Below are 25,985 nucleotides of genomic sequence, written 5' to 3' on the forward strand. Positions count from 1 at the left end.
CCACGGCGCATTGCTACTTGTAGGTCATCGTGAAGCTGAGGGCCCCTTTGGCCTTGCCCGGCCGGATCGCGCTGCTGGCCTGTGTCTGATAGAAACGGGCGTAAAAGTTCAGCACAACGTTACCGGGTGTGATTACCATCATTGGCACTTCGGTCTGCAGCTCCATGGGCGTGACTCCATCACCTTTGAGAATCTGAATCCCCATGCCCTTGGCGTCCGAGTCGCTGGTCAGGGTGAAAACCCCGCTGCCGACAGGGCCCTCGGGAACCGAGCCTTCGACACCATCGAGCTGGATATGCGCCGTTGCCACGAAGCCTGCGTCCATGTAGGTCTCGCAGTTACTCAACGCAATACTGAAGGGCACTGCCGGTGTGGTGAAGCCGGGACCGGTGAAGTCCGCGCTGTCCCACTCACCCAGCTGCACCGGGTCGGCACTGACCGGATCTGCACCAACGCTGCACTGTGCCTGAAGTATCGTGCCGGTTAGCCCGTACTTCATGATCCTGCCAAGCGTTGTCACGCTTCCGGAGAACAGTTCACTGCCATTGAGCACATTGGGTCCGGAGGGGATCGGTCCGGTCTTGACCAGCGTTACATAGTTGTTCAAATGAACGAAAGGCAGGCTCGTGAGCATTTTCTGGTGGTCGTTGAGGCCGATGAACGGAACGGAGGCGCTTCCTCCTACAGGCGTGAAGCAATTGCTGCAGTTCCTGTCATACGGATACCCCAGTCTTATCCGCACTCCGACGCCCGGAATATTGGTTTGCAGTATCTTGCCTGTGAGGTCTTCCCCGTTTATCGGCTCCAGCGTGCCAGGAAATATCGGAACCGTAGCCGTTGCATTGAATTCCAGAAGAGCCGTGCCGTCATTTCTGCAGGCCGCCTCCAGACCTGCCTTGTCTGGCGTGGTGTGAAGCATATCGATGCTGCCGATAAAGGTGCCCACTGCGGCGTCTTTCGGGACGTAGAGCGTGCCGATGTCGCGCCGGTAATCTTTTATTCCCGGTGGGGAAATCCAATAGCAATCGTTGCTCGGTATGTCATCCGGTACGTCGGAATAAGCCGCAGCACTATAGCTGGTCCCCAACAGGATCAGACTGGGGAGCAGGGCGTTCAATGCAGAGTTCATGGGGGGATTCCTGAAATAACAATGTCGCGGATGGCTCAGACCTGATGTCACTGGGCACACGTCATGTCTTGCATTCGGTAGCCCTTGGCCAGAGGCATGCCGGCGGGGTCTATGTGCAGATGACACTGAGGGTCGCTTTTCTCACCCCAGCGGACATCGAGGGTTTGTGCCTGCATGCCGGTGGACAGCAAAATCTGCCCGCCCTGACCTGCGATGCCCAGAATGTTGCCCTGCGCATCGCTCACCTGGGCACCGAATGGCAACGGTTTGCCACCGTCAGTGGTTGCATTGATGATCAGGCGTGTCACCGTGCGCGCAGCGAAAGTAGTCTTGATCACGGCACCCCTGGCAGGTACTACTTGAGTACTGGCGTTATCGATTTCCACCTCGGGCCCCAGTCGGTCGGTTTGCAAGGTGATCGGGTTATGGCGGTAGGGACGCAGATAGGGCATCAATGCGTAGCCGCGACTATTGGTCCTGACACCGGTAGCGTTCTGTATGCCAACGCCGGGTGTATCGGGTACTTCGATCAGGGCGATGGTGTCGCCCAGATTCGGGCCGAACTCGATGCCGTCCGCATGCAGCAACAAGGCACCACTGGCGTTGACTGATGCACTTCGATAATCATTGCCTTGGGTCACACCGGCGCCGAGGCTGGCGAAGGGCGCCTGATAGCCGGCCGCGAGGCCTGCACTTTGCTGCTTGCCGTCATCGTTGCTCAGACTGGCGTGATAGTTGACGCGGTTTTCATAGAGGCTGCCGCTCAGGCTGCCCCGTTGACTGTGGCGATTGGCGCTGCTTTGCAGGTCGAATGTGGCATTGCTCGAATGGCCGGTGTCGAGGGGCATCGAGATGCTCAGGCCGAACTGCCGGTCGTTGCCGCGGCTACTACTGGCTGCGCTCAGTGACTGTGAGGCGTAGAAGTTATAGGTGATCCCGGCACGATGGGTGTTGAAATTGAATTGAAATTGTCGCTGTTCGATATCGCTGCCCCAGTAATCCTGTTGCGACAGCGTCAGGCCAACGCTGCTGCGTAAGCCGATTCTCTGATGAACCGAAGCTTCCAGGCGGCTTCGGCGGCTGCCTGTGAACGTAGCGTCGTTGCTGCGCTGACTGACGGCTTCGTCGAAATCCCGATAGCCTTCGGTGGAGTAGCGATAACCTGCGAAGCGCAGATTGGTCTGGGTAGTGAACGCCTTGCCATACTTGATGGCGTAACTCATGCCTTGCACGCTGGACTGACCGGGTTGGTCGATGCTGGCGCGTGACCGGGTCACATCGAACGCCATCGCCCCCAGCGTGCCCATGTCCCGTGACACGCCCAGTGCAGCGGCGTGGTAGAAGTCGCTGGTTATAAGTCCGCCATAAAGTGTCGAGTTCCAGCCTGTTCCAACGGCCAGCGTGCCTTGCCACAGCCACGGATGCTCGGTGGCGTAGGCACCGTTGAAGCGGCCCAGGGCGGCGCTGTATTTCCAGACGCCTTCGCGCAACAGGTTACTCATGGTCGAGTAAGGTTGGGTAAAGCGCCGGACCTGACCATCGGCCTCGGTCAGCACGATCTCCAGTTCGCCGCTGCCCGCCGTGTTCAGGTCATCTATTTCATAGGGGCCGGCACTGACATATGTGGAGTAGATCGGGTATCCGTTGCGCAGCACTTCCAGTTTGGCCCTGCTTTGCGCAACGCCACGAATCACCGGTGCGTAACCCTGCAGGGAATCGGGGAGCATCTCCTGATCGGTTTTGATCAACCCGCCTTTGATCGGCACGCTCCGGAAGACATCGCCGCCGGTGTAGGTTTCACCCAGGGTCAGGTTAGCGTGCGTGCCGGGCAGGTCGCGCTGTGCATAAGCATAGGCTCTGGTCCACTCGCGATGTCCCTGCGCATCCTGACGCACGCTTTGATTGCTGCGCAATCGCCATGATCCCAGGTTGATACCGGTGTTGAGGTACAGGTCTGCGCTGCTGCTGGTGCCTGTCTCCCTGTGGGTCGTCTGTTGCGCCGAGGTCTGGTAATTGATGAAGGCGGCGTTGATGCCGTAATCCCAAAGCGCCGGGTCCACTCGCCCGTTGGCATCGCGGCGCATGGCGATCTGCGGTATAGAGATCGACAGTTGCAGTCTGCCGCCGTCCAGTACGACCCTGGCGTCCGGAATCAGTTGCCCCAGCGCGACACAGGCGACTTGCAACAAGGCCGGGTCGGCCAGACTGCCGAGACGTACGCCGATCTGCTCCAGCAACTCCGGTGACAGGCAGGGCAGCAGGCCGTTGCCTTGTGGGTCGGCATCGAAACGGATCTGACGTTGGCCGAAATAGCGCATATTGACGTGGATTTCTACCCAATGCTCGCCTGGCCCGAGGCTCTCGACAGCTGACAACTGGTTCAGCACGCTGGCCGCGGCCGCACTGTCATAGTCCTGGCCCTGACGCAGGAAGCCAGGCTGGAAATTGACGGCGGTTGCCGCTCTGGTCGGCTCCAGCACAACGGTAACGCTGCCGCACACAATCAGCACCTGCATAAAGCGCAGGCGCACTGGTATGAGCCCGGAATCGGGTAATAAGGTCATGTTCAATGTCCTGGGATGAAGCGGGCTTGCGCTGTTTCAGTCAGTCAGCGTGGCCGTAGCTGTCAGCGGCTGGCTGTAGCCGCCGTAATCGTTGATCGCGGCAAACACCACCTGAAGGCCCGGTATCGCTTTCGTTTCGTTGAGCTTGTAATGGCGAGAGCTGAACGGGCCAAGCATGGCGACTTCACTGACCTTTTCAGTCCTGCCATCGCCGGAGACGTCGAGGCGAATGAACGACACATGAAAGGGCGTCGGATTCATGGCGGTCAGCTCTGCCTTGCCGGCAATCTGCCGGACCGACCATTGCAGGTCCTTGAGGCGGGCAGTGGGGTTGTCAGTCAGCAGAACCGGGCGATAAAACAGTTTGATACGGGTACGCAGGGCAATATTCAGTACATTGCCTTGCGAAGAGTTGGCCTGAGGTATTTCCTGCACGTTGAAGTAGAACAATGATTCACGATCGGAGGGCAGGTCTTGGGGCAGGCCATTGATCTGTACGTGTTGTTCCTTGCCCGGATTAAGGCGAAAAAGTGGCGGCGAAGGTGCGAATGGAACGACGGTGACAGTGTCGTCTGCCTCCGTATTTACCCAGGTCTGTACCGCGAACGGCCGATCACTTGGATTGGATATGACCACCGACGTACTGCGCTTGTCGCCATCGAATACTATGCGCGTTGCGTTGACGGTCAGTGCTGCCTGGCTGGCAGGTATATAGGCTGCGCACATGAATAATATCGTGCACCCCGCGAGGGCAGGTCTTTTAAAAGACTGTTGGCAAATCATGAAAAGTTACCTTGTACGTTCAGATCCGAAACGGACCTGAACGTATTGAAGATGCTTCACGTGAAAAGACTATCGATCCTTACACAGTGAGCGAGTGGGTCGATGTATCAGTTAATCGCGACAATAAACTGGACATCCGCCGAGGCAGCACCGGCTTGAACGGTAGCTGCTGTCGAACGGTAGTAGGCGTTGAACACCATGTCGGTGACACCGCCGTCGAGCAGTGTGTAAGGCGCCGACGTGTCGCCTGGTTTGATCGAGACCCCGGTCTGGTCCTTGATGACAATCGCAACGCCCTTTGCCCCGTCGGCAGTAGGGGTGACGCCGAAGTAGTCGCCGCTGCTGTCCGCGTCACCGATGAAGGTGACTTTGGCCGCATTCAAGTTACCACTCGCCAGGCCACAGTTGCCGTTGTCATTGACGCGCAGGGCAAAGCTCTTGCCAGACAGTTCGTCACCGATGCCGGTGAAGCGGCTGGCCTCGATAGAGCCCATGTTAACCAGGTTGCCGGTAGAGCCATCGCCCGGATTGACCACTTCGATAGGGCAGGTGGTGGAGGTTATCTTGCCTTCGAAACGGATGGTGCCGGAGTTGGCGGATGCGGCAGTGCCGGTCAGTGTGGTCGCCAGAGCAAGGCCTAGTACGGATAGCATTTTATTCACGATAAAAACCTTATAAGTATTAAAGTCACAAGAGTGGAAATGTAACTATTTATGGTGTCTTGATAGACAGTTTGTGTTGTGCGTCATGACAGGACGGGAGTTTACAGCAGGTGCGTTAGTTGCGAAGTCTTTGGCGGACTTTGGTTAGTGGCGGGAGGTGTAGGATATTTCCTAAATTAGTGTCATACATTTAAAATCTTGAGTTTTTACGTTGTTCCGGATTTTTCATGGGTCTGTGCTTGTCTGTTCGGGCAGAGAATCCGAAGGGCAAATGTAACGGTATGGAAATAGAGGCGTTGACTGAAATGCCGCCGACAGCCACGAGCTTTTTGTCGGCGGCGGGAAGTCCAGCTTTATCACATGCGAGTATTGTATTGTCTAAGCTTGAATACGTTTCGCCCTAACTCGCGCATCGGTTCAAGAAAAGCCGTCCTTTTTTGAAGCCATGAAGGGTCGCTGGATGATGCTGTGTTAGTTGCCGATTGCTGGTTGACCCTGGCGTTAGGACCTTTCGTCGGCCGCGGGTTCGGTGGAGGTGGCACACGCCCCGACATGGACGCTCCTGGAGTCCCCCCATCCCCAACCAATCCGGGTACGGCCGAATCCGCTGAAGCAGACCCACGTCGCGCAGCTGTTCCAGGCGCGGCATCGTCAAGTGCCCCGAGTGACGAGCGCCTTATTATCCCCTCAGTTCCTTCTTCTAAAACCTTCTTCGCAGCCTTGAGCGCGCTTTTAACCATACTTTTCAATAGCCCCCCAGCGATGTCCACAGGTATCGAGGCGTAGCCAATGTATTCCCCTACCCGAAGGGCTGTGTCGTCTCCTTTCGCTACACCATAACCAGTGGCGGTCGTTGATGCAGCACTGAGCGCGGTCCCTGATGCCAAAGCCCCCGCTGCGATGTAGGCCGCCGTAGTTGAGGTCATCGTGATACCCAGGGCCGTTACAGGAATCGGGACGGCCTTGGTCATTCCATACGCTACTTTTGTCGCGTAGGCACCCCATATAGTGAGCGCTACGCCAAACGCAAGCATGACCCAGGTCATCGTTCCAATACCCTCCGACGTCTCTGCAGGGATCGCATCCTCATCGGGCCGTCGCAGCCTGCCACTCTGGGAGCTGGCGTCATGCCCGGTAGGGTCGCGCCAGGCAATGGGATTGCCCAGGCAATAGGTATAGGGGTTGACCCCGCCTGCACCAAAGGGGCTCAAGTAATCAGGGCTGTGAAAACGCATCATGCCCGGGTTGTAGGCTCTGTAGCCGTTGCCCAGCAGGTACCAGCCCGTGTCTTTTTCGCACACCTCGCCGTTGAACCCCGCAACGCTGAGCAGCGCGTCATCGCTGTGGCGTTCACCGTAGGCGCTGTAAACAGCTGTTCGCAACGTGTTCTGCTGGAACTCACCAACAACGCTCTGGTTCGCATCCGTCAGCAACAGCAGGGTTTCGGCAGGTTCTCCGATGGTCTGCTGGCCTATGGGTTGCTCGTCAATGTGCAGAAACTGAGTACGTCGGTCGTCCTGCACCGTGCTGCTCAATTGCTGGCCCTGATAAAAACGCAGTATTTCGCTGTCACTGCCATTGCGGGTGGTGGCCAGATGATCATGGCCGTCGTACGTGTAGGTGTTGATGGGCTCACCCGCCGGTTTTGCCACCCGAAGAAGGCGGCTCTGGCTGTCGTAGTGCAACTGGTTGCCATGCTCGTCAGTGCACTGATTGCCGTTGGCGTCATAGCTGAACGTCGGGTCCGGTGTGTCCCGTGGAGGCCGGTAGGTGATGCCCAGTAACTGGCATCGGTCCCTGGAATCGGGGTCCCCTTCTTTGCCATAGCGGAAAATGGCCGTCTCAGTGCTGAAGCCGGCCTCATTGCTGACGTCGTCAAATCTGGTAACGGTCAGGGTCATGTTGTCCAGCTCGTCGAAGATAAACGTCTGGTTGATGATTGCATTGCCGGATGCGTGCACTGGCCGGTTACTGCCTGAATAGGTGACGCCGCTCAGACGACCTCGAGCGTCATACTTGAACTCTTCCAGCAGCAGCGGGTTGCCCGCTTCATGCAAATGACGGCTTTGCATGAGCCCGTCGGGTTGCCATTGCTGTTTCAGCGTACGTACAGGGTGATTGCCGGCATTCTGCGTTCTGAGAACTTCCTGTCCCTGGTCGTCATATTCAATACGGTTTACCAGGCTGGTTCCGGCTACTGTGTCATGGGTCGTCATCTCGCAGGACTGACCCAGTGTGTCATAACGGGTGGTCACCTTCACGTTGCCCTGAACGGCACTTTCGAGTCGGCCGAAGGTGTCATACCGGTAAATCGTTTCAACGCCTTTGACACTGTTTTTGACGCCGCCTTTGCTCCGGCCTTTGACTACACCTTTAACCGGGTTTTTGACGTCTTTTTGTTCGACATCGGTGCGATACATCGCACGGCCCTGCAAGGATGTCCGATGCAGGGTTTGCCAGGTCCGGCCTTGCAGATCTTCCCAGGTCTCTTTGGTCAGCTGGTTATGCGCGTCATAAGCGTAAGTGCGCTTGCCCTGCTTATTGGTGGCAGAGATCAGGCGGGCACTGACGTTGTCATACTCGAAACGGGCAGCGTCATCCGGTGCAGTACTGGAGACACTGGAGACGATCTGATCGGTGAGTGCCAGGTTGTAGGTGTAGCTAATGTCATCACCCTTGGCCGTTTTGCGGGTTTTGATCTGCCGGTGACCGTCCTCATACTCGTAATGCTCGATACGTTGCCCTGCCTGGGCCAGTGTCAGACGCCCGAGCCCGTCGAACGTCTGTTGGCCTGTCAGGGTTTTGGTAATACCGTCCGGATGAATCACGTTCAGGCTGGTCGGCAGCTCGGTGGTGCTGAACGGTTCATATTCACGATGTGCCTCGCTGCTATCGGGCAAGCGTGTGCTGACCATGCGCGACCAAGCGTCATAACTGAACTGCGTTTTGTGGTCTGACGCATCGGTCTGTTCCGTGCAGCGTCCCATTCCGTCGTAGAGAAAGGTTTGTGAGCCCAGATCTTTTCCTGCTGCGTTCTGGCTCTTGATCCTGGCTGGCTTGCCGAACATATTCAGCCAGGTCTCGCTACGACCACTGATCAGGGTTTCTGCGTCACCGCTTTGCACCCACGTCTTCTGAACAGGACCGTTATGTTCTGCACTGCCGATGGGGTCGTAGTACTGATGCGTCTGCACGCCTTGATCAGTGGTAACGACGGACTGGACGTTCCAGTCGTCGTAGGCGTAGGTGCTGCTCGTGGCGCACAGTTGCCGGTTGTCGAACCAGTCGTAATCCGTTTCGTATTGCACATTGTTCCAGGCGTTGTATTGCGCTGTATGGATCATGCACATTGCTTGCGGATCATTGCTGTCGATGTGGTCCCGTTCCTCGAGTATTGCCCGGCCCAGGCCGTCCATGACAGAGCGGGTCCTGACTTTGCGGGCGTCGGTCAGCACTTGTTCTGCCCTCTGTCCCCTGGCGGAACACAGGGTGTACTCGTACTCGCGACTGGCTTCATAGCCAGCACTTGAATTCGGTGCGATCGTTTCTTTGGTCAGCCGGTTGAGCGCGTCATAGACATAGCGGATCTCTACGCCTTCTTCCAGGGTCAGCAGCACCTGGCCGGTCAACAACGAATGCTGTTGCTGCTTGCTTATGCGAGCGTTGTCGAAGCCGATAGTGGTGATCTCTATCAGCTGTACCGGGACCTGCAAGTGTTTGCTGTTGCCCTTGCCCTTGTTGTTGCCTTTGCCCTTGATCTTGATCTTGATCTTGATCTTGATCCGGTTTTTGCCCTTGCCTTTGATCTTGATCCTGATCTTGCCCTTACCCTTGTTCTTGCTGCTGCTGCTGCTGCTGCTGCTATTGCTGCTGTTGCTGTTGCTGTTGCTGTGACTGATGCTGGAGTGGCTGTACTCGTAGACGGTAACGGTGTCCTTTCCATTCAGGGACTCGATATTTCTCCCGGTTCGACCATGCTGGAAAGGCGCGTCCGGCTGGTTGATATGCTCCAGCAGGATCTTTTGCAACTCCACAGAGGTTCCATCGCTTTCAAGCTGCAGCAGTGTTTCGGTTTCCGGCACGATCCAGTCGGGTAACTCGCTGCCGGTCAGTGCAGGCAGCGTGCTGTAGCGATAACGTGTGGACAGGGTAGGGGCCCCGGACTGCGACGATGGCGCGGGTTTGACCACTTTTTCTTTCAGTCGGGAGACAAACCCTTCCGCATCGGCCGGGCAACCGTCGCCACCGCCGGCCGGGTACCAGCTGCTGACTTCTTTGATCCCGTCGGCGCGTGTATGCACCAGCGGATTGCCGTAAAGGTCATAGGTATAGGTGACGGTTTCTGTGCGCGTCCGCTCAGGCTCGTCCAGCCGTTGCCAACGGGTGGTGACTTCGCTGGGTAGCTGACAATTGTTGGGCTGCATGCAGTAACGCTCGCCCGGCCGAATGTTATAGGCGGTCGTGACCGTTTGCTGGTTGTTGTTTTGGGTGGTGACTTCAAGGGTCTGCAAGTGAAAGCGGTTGAAGGTTCGCTCTATGCTGCGCACAGCCTTGTTGTCGACCCACAGGCTTTCGGTACAGACATAGTTGTAGTCCTGCAGGTATTTATAGAGGTTGTCCAGGCCGTTGTCTTCCCAGGCGATGGTCAGCCCTGCACCGAGAAAATTTCGTGAGCGTTGCTGGCCGTCCTTATAGGTATATCGCACATCGACCTTTGCCTGACCGAGGCCGGGATCGATGACGTGCCTGGTCACTCTGGGTAGGGGCTGGCGACCGGCGCTGTATGGAAACGCATGGCCTTCGTCCGCGTAGTAAACATCTTCGCTGCTTCCAGACGGTGTCTCTACATGCTTCACGCACAATTGCTGGTCGTTCTCCAGGCCATATTCAAAGCGCCATGAAGCATTATTCTCGGTGGGCAGGGTGATGCGCGATACGCGTTTGTCGCTGCCGGCGAGGGTCATCAAAAAGCGCGCCAGTGGAGCACCGCCAATGCCCGCATACGGATGCAGTTTCAGCTCGACAGATGTGCTGCTGCGTGCAATTTCCAACAGCGTCTGACCCAGGTCGTCAGTGATCGAAGCAAGCCTGTAGGTGCTGCTGTTGAACGGCTTGTGCTTGAGCGTGATGCTGTGCCCGGACGGCGCGATGATTTTCACCGCCCAGGCCATTCTTTTATTGCCGCTGATGTGCAGCTCGAGGATTTCCACCAGACCTGATTTGTGCACCACCCGGTAGGACGTATCGTCCAGCTTGTAGAAGTGGAAGGTGTCAATTTTCTTTTCGGTCATCGTCCGTAGGCCGTTGCTGCCGGTGCCGTCGACCAGGAAGGTCTCGCCTGTGCTGAGGGACAGGATCTGAGTGGCAGGGTTGTATTGCGAAACCTGTAGGTTCCAGCCCATGCCATAGCCGCTGTCCAGCGTATTGAGCTGACTGTAGGACAGGTCGAGTCGGAACCCTGGTCCGCGCAGGTCATTGCTTTGCAGTTCGGGCATGCTGATCGATATGTTGTATAGCCCGGTGCGCGGGTCAACGCCGCTTTTCAGACAACTCATGAAATTGAGCGCGTTGGAGTGCACGGAAGTAGAAGCAGCCATGGAGCGGACCTCGCTGATTGATGCGGGACAAGCGCAGCGGTGTCTGACAATTGTGCAGTCCTTGCGCTCTGGTCATTGACGCCCCCCAAGCCTGAACTCCCTGAGGCGTCCGTGTGGCTGGAGGTCTTGCCTAACCCTAACAGTCCGAACCCGGGCAGCAACCTAGCAGTAGTACTAGTGGGCAGCTGGTGGGCACCGGCGTAAAAAAGTCCTATCCGCATTGCAAGGTCAACCCTTGCGATACACCCATTCAGGCGGAAACGAGAAAGGAGTCTCACTCATGGCGCTGGATTTTCCCGCCCCCAAGGTGCCCGACCTGCAGCAGCCCGGGAATTACCTCGACCTGGATCAGTTGGGCAGCGACGACCTGCTCACCTGGATCTACTACCCAGGGATCAAGAACGGCGATCTGTTCATGCCCAACTGGCGAGGTTGCGGCGCCCTGGGCGAAGTGGACGACTACGTCAACGATTTGATCGAGGTCGCGCGGCTGCAGCCTGAAGGCATGCCGCTGATGATCAAAAACCCGTCGCTGATGAGGCTTGACAAGGGCTGGGTGTTTTACTCGTACACAGTCGACGGTAGCGTCGAGGAGTCCCGGCGACTGTTTTTCTATGTCGGCAAACGTCCGCCAACGGCTGCCGGACTGGGGGTGCCGCAATGCAAGGAGTCTCACGATCTGAAGCTTGATCCCGGCCTGTTGTGGGACCTCAATGAGGTGTCGATCGTGACGCCGCCGTATCTGGCCATGCGCGAGGGCGACAGAGTGACCCTCACACTGGATCGTTATTTCGAGGACGGCAGCTCCTTTTACCCTCTGGTCGAGTCCCGGTTATTGACTGGGAACGAGGTGGGCCAGCCTTTGCGGTGGCCGATAACCGCTGGCGAATTTTTGTCAATTCCAGATGGCGTCGCGCTGATGAGCTACCGCATCGAGTATGCCGATTCCACATTGATAACGGATTCAGTCACCCAGTCACTGGCCATCGTCGCACCGTTAGCGGCGTTATTGCCGCCATTGAGGATCAAGGATTTCAACGGTGGCTCACTGGACCCGGAAGCCTTCCCTGGCGGCATCACCCTGTTGATCGATCCTTTCGGCATGCAGATTGATGACGATGTCGTAGTTTACATCTCCAGCGGCAATCTGCTGGTGCAGACCCTGAGGGCCGATATATCCAATCTCGACAGTGGCGTACTGCAGTTCTCGCTGGCGAAGACCTGGCTTTGCGCCAATAACGGCAAGGAAATCGAGCTGGTGTATCAGTACGCGCGACCAGGCCATGCCGCCAGCTCGTTGCCGCGCAAGGTCATGCTGAGTCTACCGCTCGATCTTCCTGTGCCCATAGTCGACGACGCCGAGATCGAGAGCTCTGAAGAATGGGGAGTAGAGGGCTATATCTATGCCTCGCGGCTGCAGAACGGGGTGAAAATTCGCATACCGGACGATGCTTTCATCGGTGACGATTCCACGGTACAGATGCACTGGGAGGGCAATACAAGCACGGGCAGCTTTATCGCTGATCCTTCACCAGACGATCCGCGCCTGTTCATCATCCCTTCCACGGCGGTTCCGGCCAATATGGGCAAGTGGGTAGAGGTGTATTACAAGGTCGTTTCGCTGTCGCAGTCAGGCACTTCGCCGGTATTCAAACTGGAAGTCAGAGGCCTTGTCGGCGTTTGGCCGGTTATCCAGATCATGCGACCACGCATTATCGATACCCTGCTTTACCTCGACCGTGTGCCGTCAGAAGGTGCGGGTCTGGACCTCGCATCCTGGGCCTACATGGCACCCGGGCAACGGGTACGAATCAAGGTTACTGGCTTGTCCCAGTCGGGTTCGCCACAAGCGCTCGGGCTACGTACCGGCGCAGCCGAACCGCTCAGTGAGGCGGAATACCAAGCCAGGCAGGTGTCGGTGATCATCCCGAGGGACTTTCTGGAGAGTCTGCAGAGAAACTATCTGACCAACACCGTGGCGGTTGAAGTCAGCTTTGATGACGGGGCGACTTACACACTGTTTCCGTCTATCGCTTTCATCGTACTGGACGGTCATTCTTTACAGGCCGGCGGGGTGGCGCAGGACGCAACAGCCACTGGCATGATCCCACACATGCAAGGACGCAACCCTATGGCCAATAACACGCTGAACCACCTGACCGAGTGGATGAAAGACCCCGCTAACAATGTTATGTGGGGTTGGGACTCCATCGCTGCAATGGCCCGAGGCGAGGTGAATAACCTGTTGCTTCAGGAGTATGTCGCGCGTTTTTCGTCGGACACGTGTCTAAAGCCTGTCAGCGGAGAGGTGATACTAAGCGACGGGTTTAAAGAATGTATTCACAATTTTATTCTGGATGCGCCCAGGCTGGCCTTCTCGAACGATAACCTCGGTCAGTCTCATGCGACATTGACCTGTTCGATTCTGGGCGGAACCCAATTGACGATGAAGAATAACGTCGATAATTGGGAAGCCTACAGGGTTATCCATATCGATGCGCTGCAAGGTCCGAAGCTGACACTGGATCTCGCGCTGGAAAGGGTCCCGGGCAATATCGAGAGCGATGGCCGGGTGCGGCTCGACCTCAAGGACAGTGACAATTTCATTCTTACCTTCGCGGCTGACAGGGCTGACCGGGCACTCGGCGGAGATTTTTTCAAAGCCCTGTTCAATGATTTGCCGGACGATGAGCGCATATGGACGCTTGGCGTGATCAAGCGTGGCAGCAATGATCTGATGCACCCTCAGTCTTTCAAACTGCGCACCCAGACCAATCCTGCTGCACCTCTCGACCCGCATGCCGCCAACTATGGCGACGGGGCCGTGCTGGTGTTCATTCGTCTGGAGGGCAGTCAGGAAGACGGCGACATCCCGGTAGAGTACCAATACCTGATACCGGATGATGTCGGGAAAGATTACTCAGCAACAGTTTTGTTCAGTGCTGAGCGTACGTTCAAGGCGGCACTGTTCATCGGCGAGGTGACCAAGACCATTGCTTCGGTTATTGCAGGCGTGGATTTCGAACCTGTTCATGATGGCTCCGGCCGACTGGTCAAGGCGACGGCCAAGTCGGGCAGATTGAAGACGTCCGAGTCGAGCAGCCGGGATGTCGAGGTTCAAATCGATGGCGTGTCAGTCATGGCAAATGTTTACAAAGCCGAGACCTGGCTTGAGGCGTTGGAGAGCACGCCTTTGTCTGTGGAACTCATTTGCGATGGCACGGTGGCATTGACCTGGAAGCCCAAAGCTACACCCAGCGTTTTGCTTACGCTGCCAGGCCAGACGGTACTGGTCATGACCAAGGTCATCACGGTCGATGTACGGTGCATTTATACCTTCGCCGAAGAAAACAACGACCTCGTTCTGACCCCCAGCCTCACGATAAATACCACCAGCGGTGAACCGGCTGTCGGAGATTTGGATCCACCACCATTGAGCGTGTCATTAGCGTTGTTGATAGGGGCAGTAAAGACGAATTTCGAGACCCTTGACACTCATCCGTTCGAGTCCGGGATCAGGGCCGTACTAAAGGGCAAACTCGCTACCCGTGTGCCGATCAGTTCGTTCATCCGGGACAGTATCAATCTCAATTTCAACGAAGCCATTGTGCCTGATGTACTGCGTGCGCCCAGAGACATAGCCGCCTTCGGGCGCATCAATAGTTCCGGGGCAGACTTTGTCGTCAGCCCGGCGGAGCATCTGATGGTAGTCGACAGTTCCACCACCTTCACCACTCAACCGCTGGGGTTGAGTGTGACGTGGGGTGTCGAACGTCTGGATGGTCATACGCAGAACTACGGTGCCATCAATGGTGCCGGCCGGTATTACGCGCCAGAAAGCTCGGCAACCGAGTTTCCGTTCACACGTGTTCGGGTGACGGCCACTGACATGAACTCCAACTATCAGAGTTCGGCGCTGGTCACGATCGTGACCAACCCGATCACCCTCAATCCGTTGATTCAGGTGTGTGACGCCGGGCAGATTGTGGAGCTCGAGGCAGGCTCGCTCGGCACAGAAGAAATGCACTGGTCGCTCAAGGATCCGGTTCCCGGCGAAAGCGGTGTCCTGGAGCCCAGCCCACTGGCTGACGGTGATCACCGTTACGTCGCGGCGCAGCAGGTGTCCGGTAAAACCTACCTATTGGATCAGATAGTCGTGACCAGTGGGCAGGCGAGTGTTTCGTCGTGGGTACTGGTAAAGCATCAAACCCCACTGTTAACCGTGAAAGTCGTAAGAACCGTGGAGGTTTCGGAAGTTCTGGAGGTTGCGAAGGTCGGCAAGCCCGTGGACGTTGTGACCATTCGTGCCGATCAGGTTCAACTGCAAGCGTTTACCGATGGCGTTACGCCGGTCTGCGTCGAATGGAGAATAGGCGCCGGGAGCGGGAGCATCAGTGACGGCTTGTACACCCCCGACATATCGTCGACTGACCGGTTTGTGCTTATTTTTGCCGAAGCCGATCATCCACTCTTCTTCGTTGAGGGGCATATCATATTGCCGCTACCGGTGGACGGGTTTGCCACGGAGCTGGAATTGATGAAGGGCAAAGAAGTACCGGCGTCCTGACCCAAGGCACATCGGTCTTATCTATATCAACATCACAGGAGGTGATGTCATGGCTGGTTATTCAGCGGAAAGTCTGTTGGCATGGATGAAAGATAACACGCGTCTCAGAGGCTGGGACGCGATCATTGCTCTGGATGGCGACAAGGTCAACGAGCTCCTCGACCATGTTTACCAACAGAGTCTGGCTCAGGGAATGTCGCGTCCGGTGCCGGACGGAAGTATCACGATTCCCGATACGTTTGATTCCCATTTTTTCTCGGGCTGCGTTCTCGGGGCACCAACCTTGTCGTTCAAGCACAGCGTTCTGGAGAATTCACTGCTGGCCTGGCGCATTCCGGTTATCGCCGGTTTGCATACCGTGCTAGAGAACGCTCAAGGGCAGCACAATGTTCACAGAATCGCAGCCTACGACCCACTGAATACGCCGGGCCTGGATTTCGATCTGGAAATGAGCAGTCAAAGCGCGGATCTGGTGGTGGACCTTGGTCTGGCTAAAAACCTTTCACTGGATTTTCCGGGCCGTTCTACCGAACGAGAGAAGATCGGCGACTTTTTTCAGGATTGGTTCAGCAACCCGGAAAATCAGGAGCAGCAGTTCAGGCTGGGTATTTTCAACGAGCAGAGCAACGAATTGCTCAATGTACGTAGAATTGATGTGCGATCACAGCTTGAAAGCCCCAATGCTGTATCGGTCCATAAAAAAGGCGCGTTGCTGCTGTTCACGACCATGCAATACGGCGTGACGGGCGGGATTCCGGGTGGCGACTCCGACTTTCGTTACCTGATTCCCAACGATGCTCAGCATTCGTATTCGGCGACCGCCGTGTTTTCCTCTCACGCACTGCACCGTGCTGCCTTTGGCCATGCGGCGATACGGATGCTGCAAGCGCCTGAATTCAGCTTCAACGTTCCGGACGATAAACCACTGCAGCAGATGGTCGCTCAGGCCGGCGCGTTTGCAGTTCCGGCTGGAGAATATCGCAGCGCGGAATTCGTCTTTGAATCAGAACCCTTCAGCGTTCAGGCCTTCAACGCCCAGCATCCCCTGACCATTGACTTCGAGTACGGCCAGACCACGCAGACCTGGGAATTTCCCTGCACGCTGGGTTTTCGCTACAGAGCGCTGGAAAGCGATGAATGGCAATCGCACAACGCTACCTTCAACATCAGCCTCAAGCATGAGTTTCATCTGGTGGAAGGTGAGTCAGATGATCAAGCAGTGGAAGGGCATCTTTATACACCTTACCTGTTCGACCATGAGGTCAGCGCCGTTCCAGGAACGCTGGACAACCTGAGTGCCAGGGAGCTGGAGCAGGTCAACGGCTTCGTGGCCTACACCGTCAAACACGCTGTGCTTCAAGGGTTGAGCAAAACTCTGGATGCTACCGGCGCCGAGCGTTTTCTGGGCGGCTGGTTATTGCCTGACGAGCAAGTTTTGCAACCCGTACTCAAGCGACTGCCTTATGACCTGGCCGTGTTCGGTCGTATCGATCCCGGTGCGTCCACGTTCAGTATCGCCGGGCACCAGGCACTGATCGGTACAGGCGAAGAGCTGCAATTGACCACCCAGCCTGCGCGGGCGGGCATCGTCTGGTCTCTGGAAGATCCTTTGGGTGGCGATGCTGAAGGACTGGGAAAAATCGATATGCAGGGCCGGTATACGGCTCCCGCAACGCTGCCCGCAAGGCAGGGTTTTCAGCGTGTACTGATCAAGGCGATGGACCCGGTGTCGGGGCATGACAGTACCGCGGTGTTGACGGTGCTCACCAGCAGCGTCAGCGTCAGCCCGTTGATTCAGGTGTGTAATTACGGTGAACGGGTAGCGCTTTCAGCACGCAGTTCGCGCGCAACCAGCCTGAAATGGACGGTGGTCGATCCGGTAGCCGGAGAAAGCGGGACGCTTGAGGACGGCGTCGATGCACCGCATGAGAAGTTTTACGTCGCCGGTGCAGGGGGGGCAGGGAATACCTATGTCCTCGACACAATAACGGTCAGCGACGATCAGCACACCCAGTCAATTCAGGTTCTGGTTCTTCGCCACTCGCCGATGCTGTTCATCACGCTTGTCAGCGTCAATGATCAGCGTGCCGAGCTGAAAGTCGTCGTCAATGGTCATGACCTTCAAGTCACCTGGAGTCTTGATGGGCCGGGTTCTATAGACGCGACGGGTGTGTACAGCTGTGATGCCGAAGCACCCGAACGCTACGTTGTCGTGTTTGCAGAATTTGAAGACGAAGCTTTGGGCAAAATGGCCGGGCACTTGATTCTGCCGCTGCCATTGAGTGGTTCCTCCGGTGTGGTGCAGGCACTGACCGGGACAGCAGGGGGCACGGCGGCTAATGCAATGCCCCGTTCATTGAGCGGTATTGTGCAGCGAGCGGGTGCAGGTACCTTGACCCAAGGCTGGGGAGCCGTCGCGGCGGTCAGTCGCAGCGAGCTCAACCTGCATATAGAGCAACAATACATCGAGCGCTATCAGGATCTGGCCTTCTTGCCATTGTTCACCGGCGACATCGTGGTGGATGAGCGACAAGGCGACACTGTTCGTCTGAAACAGGTCGAGCTGGGCGTGCCGGTCCTGTCGTTTCTGCCTGACTCGCCGGGCTCCAGCAGTGTCCTCGTCACGATGAACATCGTGTCTGGCCGTTACAGCGGCTTGCATCAGCCGGAGGGGAGTGTAACTACCGTGTCCGGCAGCTTCATCATCAGCGAGCCCATGGGCTTCTGGCTGGCGATGACTGTCGACCTCTTCGTGGATGAGGAGGGGCATGTGCTGCTCGATCTGGCCGGCGGGGCTGGTGTTGCCTGTAGTCTGGGGGGCGTCGATGATGCGATCAACCAGCGACTGGCGGATTTCTTTGCTGAGGAGTTCAAGGAAATTGCGCTTCATCGCCGGGTTTTCTCAGTGCTGCAGGCACAGCTCAATCGCTATCATGTTCAGACTCCAGGCAGCTTGCGGCTTGTTACCCGCGCTGCGCCGCGTTCAAGCGATGCGCGTATGGACACTACTACCGGTGATGGCGCGCTTGTGCTGTTCATGGGCGCGCAGGATGGCGACGCTGAAGGCGTGTTTGCGCCGACAGATGATTTCGTTTATCCGATACCTGATGATCGTGGGGCAGATGGTCAGCCAATCTACGGCACGGTGCTGATGCTCTCGCAAGAGACTCAGTCGATGATCGAACGTGAACGTCTGCACGTGGCGGACTGCCTGAAGTTCACCGGTGGACGCGTATTCGAACCAATTGAGCAATACCGTCCACATGACCTGCTGTTGTTTGGCAGCCTTCGTTCGACACAGGCCAGCATTACGCCCCTGTTTTCGACCCTGAAGGCAGGTCAGACTCAGCTATTTGTCCTGCACAACCCGCAAGGCGAAGAAATACCGGCCACCAGCTGGAGTGCGTTAAGCATTAAAAGCCACCTGGCTGCGGGAAGCGGCAGCATCTCTTCCAGCGGTGTTTACACGGCGCCGGTGCTTGAGGCGATTGGCCATGATGCGCTGCGCGTGGTCATCACAGCCACGTATGAAGAGTCAGGCGCTGTCGTCAAGGTCTCGGCTCTGGTGGGAGTGGTATCACGCAGCATGGAGTTGGCGCCATGTGTAACGGTAGTGCCAGGGGGTGCTGTGCTGCAACCGGTCTCGCTGGCGGCTTCGACGCTTGACGGCAGCCCGCTGAGCTGGGCGTTGCTGGGCCCCGAGCTTGGCAGCTTGAGTGAGGTCGGCAAGGGCGCGCTCTTCAGTCCGGATGCCAGGTCCGGAAAAAGAGCACTGGCGGTGCAACAGATAGGGGCGTTGGGTAATGACCGTGGTATCGCTACGGTGCTTATTGCCAACGGGCAGCAAACGCTGCGTATCGAGCCAGCTTTCGTACCCAGAGCACGGCCAAATGTAGCGGTGCAGTTACACGATGACAGCGCACTGCTGCCTGGGCTTGAGCGACGCTGGGAAGTGGCGGGTGGGCTAGGCACTGTTGATCAGCAGGGGCTTTTCATGCCGCCCGATGAGGCGCTTGTCGCCAGTAGCGTGGTGAGCTGTGAAGTGCTGAGCAATGGGGTGGTTATGGCGTGCGGCTATAGCGTCATCGAGTTGTCCGAAGTCATCGATGAAGAAAGTTGGCAAGAGATTACGGTGTTTATCGTCACGGTTCCTGGCTCGTCATCGCCTTACGGTAATACAGGCAATCTGTACCGCAACGGTTATCAACAACTCAGGCTGCAGATCAAGACCCAGATAAGCCCGCACAACGACATCGAGTACGAGCTGAGTCCCACTGAAAGGGCCTCAATGCGTCTGGTAGACGATGAAACCGGCCAAAATATCGAGTCAGTACTCTCCCATCTCGAAGGCATGCCCGAGGGGGATGTCCAAACGTGGCGCGTGCGCAGTCAATATAACCGTTTCGAGCTGTCCGGGGCCGGCGTCTTCGCTGCTGAATCGGGCCTGGATGCGCCACGGACAATCACGCAGAACTTCTTCCTGCACAGCCGGGCGAGATCGGGTTTCGTCGGCGTCTTCCACGCGAAATTTCAGGATGACAACGGCGATTGGTGGACCTCTTTGGTTGTTGAAGAGATGAACAGCAAGGTTGAAATCACCCCGCGAAACTTGCCCAGGTTCGATGCCCGCAATTACACCTTCATTCCGCGGCGTGCACATGGGGATGGCGGAGATCCTCCGGTTGATCCGCCGTTGAGTGGGGCTCCAGACTTTGGGGAGGATGTGCATTTCGATTACCAGTTCGAGACCACTGATTACTGGACGCTGGCTGTCATTAACCCCGATACCCAGCAATGGGTGAATTTCGAGACGCTCAAGTTTCTGCCCTCCAAGCCTGACGGTGACGTGATCAATACGTCGATCATTCTCTGGGAGAGCGAGCAGGACGAAGAAAAAATGTTCAGCTGGACGGGGTTTGTTTTCGACGACCCTGCGGTTATCGGTGATGTAAGCAAGGTGAACTTTGACGAAGCGCTCCAGGACGTGATGGGGGATGTTCACACGTTGGACATTGACGTCAAGATGTCCTTATTCGAGACCGGCAAACTGGTCATCAGCCTGCACCGCCTCCGGGGCCTTAAATATATCCCGGCAGGTGACCCCGCACGCGACAAATTGATGGGGGAAATAGTCGTCCTGTTGCTCGATAAGCAGGGCAATGCCCATAAACGACGAATCGGTTTTCTGGCCACCGGCGTCGGCAGGCGCAACCGTCTCATGCATACCCTCTATTCGATATAGAAGCCCGAATGAGGCATTGATGCCACACACCGACAGGGAGTCATTATTATTATGAATGCGCTAAGTAAAACCTTTGCCTGTGTAGTGCTTGCGGGTTTGACAGGCTGTACGCTCGTTCCGTCCCACAGCCCGGTGCCAAAGCCCCCGGCACAGGCGGTTCGACTGATCATGCTCGCAGCAAACGCTGATGGCGGAGGTAAGAACTGCAACTTTCCCGCCAAGGACGAAACGGTTTATCTCAACAACAAAGATCATGATTGCACGAACGATGAGATGAGTTTTATCAAGCTGGATAATGTGCGCTCAGCCATGAAGATATACCTGGAATCCAGAGATTGTAATGATTCGGGAGGCTGGGTATTTGGGCTCGAGACTTATATCGACCCCCTTACAACACCCTGGATATCCATCGACCAGCTCAGAAGCAAGCCGGTCGGCACCATGATCAGTCGCGGCGTTGTTGTGATCAGGGAGTATGACGGCGGTGAAAACATAAAAGGCAAGTTGTCCTGCGTCCGTGTCGATGTATCGAGTTAGTCGTTAGTACAACTGAACTTGTCAGGCCTGCTTAACCGTCGCCCCCGTGGGCGGCGGTTATCTTAATACATAACGTTCGAGGTTCATGTAACATGACAGCATCGACTTCCGTACACTCCAACGCGTTCAACTTCCTCAGTTATGTACAGAGCGGCGTTGACCCCCGCACCGGGCAATACACGGTGGCGATCACCCTGCCCGATGTCAAAACCAACGGGTTGCGTGGCCCAGGCATGCCACTGGCACTCAACTATAATCCTCTCAACCGTCAGGACAGCGGCTTTGGTCTTGGCTGGAACCTGCAATTGTCGCAGTACGATCCGGGTAAGCAGATCGTATCGCTGAGCAGCGGCGAGACATTCAAGGTCGATGGCACCGGCGACGGCCAGATGCTGATGTCGGAAAAGAAAATCGACAGCTTCCACTTGTACAAGGAGGGCGATAACAACTACCGGGTGATGCACAAGTCCGGTCTGGTGGAGCACCTCGAAATGCGCGGCAGCGGGATCAACAGAGTTGCGCTGCCGGTGCGCGTATTTGCCCCTGAAGGTCACAGTATCACGCTGGATTACGCTTCTTTCGGCGGGCATCAAATGCTCAGCGAAATCAAGGATGACTCGGATCAGATCCTGCTCGGCATCAGCCGCGACGCAACGTCGGTGAAGCTGCGCATGACCACTGGCGATGGCCCGGATGCGACATTCGTGATGGTGCTGGGTGGGTCGGATCACCGTGTCAACCGTATCGAATTGCCGACCGACAATGCTGCCTCCTGGCGTTTTGTATACAACACGATCCGTGAACATTTATGCATGACGGCGGTGGAAACACCTGCTGGCGGCCGGGAAGAGATCTTTTATACCGACAGCGGCCATCAGTTTCCTGCGAGGGCGGCACGCGCTCCTCTGCCCAGAGTCACGCGCCATCGCACGACGCCCGGCCTGGGGCAGGCGCAAATGGATGTTTATTACACTTACAAGGACAGCTTCGGGCGCGAGCGCAATTTTCTGGGCGCAGGGCTGGATATCGCCTGGGAAGACAATGGTCTGGACAATCTGTATCTGTACCGCGGGGCGGAGCTGTACGAGTATTCGTCGACCGAAACATTGCGTGTCGAGGTCGCGGGCAAGGCTGATGCCGAGCGCAGCATCGAACGAACCTTCAACCAGTTTCACCTGCTCACTCGAGAAACCACGCGCAAGAACCTTACCGTCATGCAGGTGGACACTCGTTACTACATCGAGCCGGGAGAACCCTTTGAGGCTCAGCTTGCCTACTGTCAGCTGCCCAAAGAGGTCCAGACCACCTGGCGGCTGTCGTCAGACGGCAGTGTGCCGCGCAGTGAGACTGTCAGCAGCACGTATGACAAGCACGGTAATCTGCTGACTCAGACTCAGGCCAACGGTTTGGTCGAGGCCAGTGAATGGTATCTGGCCGACGGCGAGGACGGATGCCCGAAGGACCCTGAAGGCTTCGTCCGCTGGATGAAAAGCAGCAAGGTCACCCCGTCGGTATCCGGCTACGGCAAGGCGCCGATCCTGATCACCCGCTATCGCTACCTTGCGTTGCCAGCAGTGGGTGGCGGCCAGCTACAGAAATGGCTTGCACCGCAAAGCGAGACGTTACTGATGCAGGCCCCTGACGGTGAGCAGGAACAGCAACGCACGACCTACGAATACTTCGATGAGCCGAACAATGCAGTCCTGCACGGTCGGCTCAAATTGCAGCAAGTGATAATGGGCGGGAAGGTGACCAGCACAGCGTACGCCTACAGCATTCCTGTGCGCCTCCCCAGGAACACCACTGAAAGTGCTCCCGAGAACACTCCCGAAAGCTTCCCTGAGAGCAGCCGTTATGCCGCGACAGTGATGCAAACCGTACAGACCGTCACCGGCTTCGATGGCGCGAAGAAGGTCATTACGCTGGAGGATTCTCTGCTCGATGGCGAACCCTTGCTCAGTCGCGACGACAACAACGTGGAAATTCGTTATGTCTACGACAGCCTGCGACGTGTGCTGAGTGAAACCGTGGCGCCAAATGATGAAACCTACAACGCGACCAGAAATTACGAGTATCAGCTATGTGCCAGGGCGACTGATCAGGCCATGCAGACGCTCATCGACGTCAAAGGGGTAAAAACCTGCAGCTACTTCGATGGCCTCAACCGAGTCGTCTGTGAGGAACGGGATGACGCAGATAATCCTGCGCGCGCCGACAAGCCTCGCCAGACCTACGCGGCTGTTTACGATGCGTGGGGGCTTATGGTCAGTGAGACCGAGTTTGACTGGCTGGGCCAGCAGGATCTGGCGCTCAAGAGCGTCTTCGAATACGACGATTGGGGCAAGCAGCGCTGCGTCACCGGGCCGGATGGCGTCAAGACGTTCGAAGAGACCGACCCTATTGGTACGGCGCAATCGCAGGGCCCGATTCAACGTAGCTGGATCGAAGGCAACGCTGGCGGTAAAAGCGAGTTCACCGAGACCTGGATGAACCTGTTCGAACAGCCGACCCGCAGCGAGCGAAAGGATCAGGCTGAAAACTCGGTCAGTCTGAGCCAGTACCATTACGACGGCCTTGGCCGCCGTGTCGAGGAAATTATCGGGGAAGCGGGCGGCGAGCGGCGCACCACCTCTGTTTACGACGTCTTTGATCGGGTGATCGAGTCCACATTGCCAAGCAGGGCCATCGTGCGTCGCAGCTATGCTGGCTACAGCAGCGAAGACTTGCCCGTCAGTATCGGCATTGAGCACAACGGCAAAAGCATTGTGTTGGGAGAGCAGGAGTTCGATGGGCTGGATCGTCTGGTCAGCTCTGTCACCGGGGGGCGTAAACGTACGCTTGTTTACGACCCCGGTCTGCTGCAACCCAAATCGATAACCCTGCCCAGCAAGCGGAAAATCGACTACGAATACAAGCCCCAGGTGGGTGATGAGCCGTGGCGCAGGGTGCAGTCCGAAGCTGTGCCTGAACCTGAAACCACCTGCGAAGTTGATCCGCTGAAAGAGTCCGGGCCTGTCCGGACTGCGGAGCCGGGTGTGGCTGCCGATTACAGTTACGATAAGCAGAATGCTCGTCTGCTTCATTCCTCGGAGCAGGGCGAGATACTGGATCGCGAGTATTACAGCACCGGCTCGCTGAAAAGCGAGAAGCGCACCTCGGCAGGCAAGACCTACGACATGTTCTACAGCTACAGCCGATTGGGCCTGCTGCTGTCTTACACCGACGTACTGGGACAGGAGCAGGTCAATCGCTATGACAGCTGCGGTCGTCTTTACGAAACCTCGCTGGGTGAGGTCTATTCAACGTTCGACTACGACACTGTCTTTGGTCGCCTCGCAAAAATCACCACCACCGACAAGACCGACGGCAGCCGCGAGAGAACCGTCGCGATCAGCCTTGAATATGATGATTTGGGTCGGGAAGTAAAGCGTACGTTTGACCTCGACGGAGTCGAGCAACAGATGGTTCAGGTCTACGATGATGTGGATGACATGGTCCAGCGTACCCTGCGCCAGGGCACGGAAACACTCCGTGACGAAACCTACCGTTACGATACGTCCGGTCGCCTGGCTCAATACCAATGCACGGGAACTCAGCGGCCAGTGGACCCCTATGGCAGGACCCTCCGCGCGCAGATTTTCATTTTCGATGGCGCGAACAACCTGACGCTCGTCACGACTCGCTTCAATGACGGCAGCGACGACAGCAACAATGACGATACCAACAATGCCAGGTATTTTTACGAAGCTGACGACCCGGTGCAGTTGAGCCGGGTGACGAACACTAACGATAAATACTACCCGTCTGAAATCAAACTTGAGTACGACCTGGACGGCAACCTCAAAACCGACGAAGCCGGACGCACGCTCAAATACGACCCCCTCGGCCGCCTGATCGAAGTAGGCACGCCCTCGGCCGGCATTCATTACCAGTATGACCCCCAGGACCAACTGACCGGGGAGACCCGTGGCGACGACAGGGACCTGCGCTTCTATAGCGACGCAGGGCTGGCCAATCAACTCGGCAGCCATGCCCAGAGCACCTTCATGCGTGGCGACGACTACCTGCTGGCCGAACAGCAGAGTGATCACACGCTGCTGCTTGCCACCGACGGCAGCGATAGCGTGCTGGGCGAGGTAGGTGCCGACGGCGCCAACCGGAGGAGGTATACGGCCTACGGCCACGCCAGCAGTGAAGTCCCCCCACTCGGCAAACTGGGGTTCAACGGCGAACTGGCCGAGGCGGATAGCGGCTGGCAAATGCTGGGGAATGGTTATCGGGCCTACAGCCCGGTGTTGATGCGCTTCAACAGTCCCGATAGCTGGAGTCCGTTTGGCAAGGGAGGGGTGAATGGGTATGCGTATGTCGAGGGAGACCCGGTGAACAGGGTGGATCCGTCGGGGCACTTTGGGATATTTACTCCATTCAAACTGTTGTACCGAGCCTTAAAGCAGACTCCTACTCTGACCACAAAATCTCCAGGCGTCGAAAAAATTCCTGCGCTACTTACCACTCGTGGGAGTAAAAAGCTAACAAAGTTATCGAAAATCAAGCTAACAGACTGGGATAGCTTGAATGAAGTGGTTGATAGTTATCCCAAGCGCATTGCAGATGCCCGTAACAACTTCATGCCGAAGTTGGCGGATTCTCTTGCGCTCAAACAGGTTAACGGTCGGGAGTCATTAAACTACATGGTTGAAAATTTCGAAGGGCCCGGAATTACTGCTCATGCGCGCCGTACGATTGCAAAAGAATTATCACTTGCCAAAAAAGAGCTTAAAAAAATTCCCACCGTAGAGAACATAAGGCGTCCAAATCCGGCTCCTGGAAAAGTAGGATTGGACCGGTACCTGCCTGGAAAACCTAAGGATAGATATAGCTTCGACTAAGACTAATAAATATAA

9 protein-coding genes are annotated in these 25,985 nt (G+C 56.7%); 4 read left to right on the plus strand and 5 right to left on the minus strand.

The genetic code is table 11. From position 1 onward, the window contains the following. Positions 1-13 precede the first annotated feature (13 nt). From KP808_RS09440 to KP808_RS09460, 5 genes are all read right to left on the minus strand, one after another. Positions 14-1,129, minus strand: a complete 1,116-nt coding sequence (locus KP808_RS09440) for a fimbrial protein (RefSeq protein WP_230018241.1) — start codon at positions 1,127-1,129, stop codon at positions 14-16. Positions 1,130-1,176: 47 nt separating this feature from the next. Continuing rightward, a complete protein-coding gene (locus KP808_RS09445; RefSeq protein ID WP_230018243.1) occupies positions 1,177-3,693 on the minus strand; it encodes a fimbria/pilus outer membrane usher protein in 2,517 nt (838 codons plus the stop codon). A 36-nt stretch (positions 3,694-3,729) separates the two neighbouring features. After that, entirely contained in the window at positions 3,730-4,476 is a 747-nt protein-coding gene (locus KP808_RS09450; RefSeq protein ID WP_219171259.1) for a fimbrial biogenesis chaperone, read from the minus strand. Positions 4,477-4,583: 107 nt separating this feature from the next. Beyond that, positions 4,584-5,138 (minus strand): fimbrial protein, encoded by a 555-nt coding sequence (locus tag KP808_RS09455; protein WP_230018245.1) that lies wholly within the window; start codon positions 5,136-5,138, stop codon positions 4,584-4,586. 356 nt (positions 5,139-5,494) lie between these two features. Beyond that, the gene (locus tag KP808_RS09460) at positions 5,495-10,735 is read right to left on the minus strand and encodes an RHS repeat-associated core domain-containing protein (protein ID WP_230018247.1); all 5,241 of its coding nucleotides are present in this window, start codon (positions 10,733-10,735) and stop codon (positions 5,495-5,497) included. 280 nt (positions 10,736-11,015) lie between these two features. On the opposite strand from KP808_RS09460, the gene KP808_RS09465 reads away from it, so the two are divergent. The 4 genes from KP808_RS09465 (at position 11,016) to KP808_RS09480 (ending at position 25,970) form a co-directional block, all read left to right on the plus strand. Continuing rightward, positions 11,016-15,302 (plus strand): hypothetical protein, encoded by a 4,287-nt coding sequence (locus KP808_RS09465; RefSeq protein WP_230018249.1) that lies wholly within the window; start codon positions 11,016-11,018, stop codon positions 15,300-15,302. A 49-nt stretch (positions 15,303-15,351) separates the two neighbouring features. Beyond that, complete coding sequence (locus KP808_RS09470) at positions 15,352-20,544, plus strand: imidazole glycerol phosphate synthase (protein WP_230018250.1); 5,193 nt, start codon at positions 15,352-15,354, stop codon at positions 20,542-20,544. Between the two features lie 51 nt (positions 20,545-20,595). Then, the gene (locus KP808_RS09475; protein WP_122281928.1) at positions 20,596-21,081 is read left to right on the plus strand and encodes a hypothetical protein; all 486 of its coding nucleotides are present in this window, start codon (positions 20,596-20,598) and stop codon (positions 21,079-21,081) included. A 92-nt stretch (positions 21,082-21,173) separates the two neighbouring features. Beyond that, positions 21,174-25,970 (plus strand): RHS repeat domain-containing protein, encoded by a 4,797-nt coding sequence (locus KP808_RS09480; protein ID WP_230018258.1) that lies wholly within the window; start codon positions 21,174-21,176, stop codon positions 25,968-25,970. The last annotated feature ends 15 nt before the right edge of the window (positions 25,971-25,985 follow it).

Source organism: Pseudomonas savastanoi (assembly GCF_020917325.1).
Classification (GTDB): Bacteria; Pseudomonadota; Gammaproteobacteria; order Pseudomonadales; family Pseudomonadaceae; genus Aquipseudomonas; species Aquipseudomonas amygdali.

Bases quoted from the DNA above. Each gene is read 5' to 3' on its own strand.
- KP808_RS09440 (WP_230018241.1), bottom strand. From the start codon at position 1,129: ATGAACTCTGCATTGAACGCCCTGCTCCCCAGTCTGATCCTGTTGGGG.
- KP808_RS09445 (WP_230018243.1), bottom strand. From the start codon at position 3,693: ATGACCTTATTACCCGATTCCGGGCTCATACCAGTGCGCCTGCGCTTT.
- KP808_RS09450 (WP_219171259.1), bottom strand. From the start codon at position 4,476: ATGATTTGCCAACAGTCTTTTAAAAGACCTGCCCTCGCGGGGTGCACG.
- KP808_RS09460 (WP_230018247.1), bottom strand. From the start codon at position 10,735: ATGGCTGCTTCTACTTCCGTGCACTCCAACGCGCTCAATTTCATGAGT.
- KP808_RS09465 (WP_230018249.1), top strand. From the start codon at position 11,016: ATGGCGCTGGATTTTCCCGCCCCCAAGGTGCCCGACCTGCAGCAGCCC.
- KP808_RS09470 (WP_230018250.1), top strand. From the start codon at position 15,352: ATGGCTGGTTATTCAGCGGAAAGTCTGTTGGCATGGATGAAAGATAAC.
- KP808_RS09475 (WP_122281928.1), top strand. From the start codon at position 20,596: ATGAATGCGCTAAGTAAAACCTTTGCCTGTGTAGTGCTTGCGGGTTTG.
- KP808_RS09480 (WP_230018258.1), top strand. From the start codon at position 21,174: ATGACAGCATCGACTTCCGTACACTCCAACGCGTTCAACTTCCTCAGT.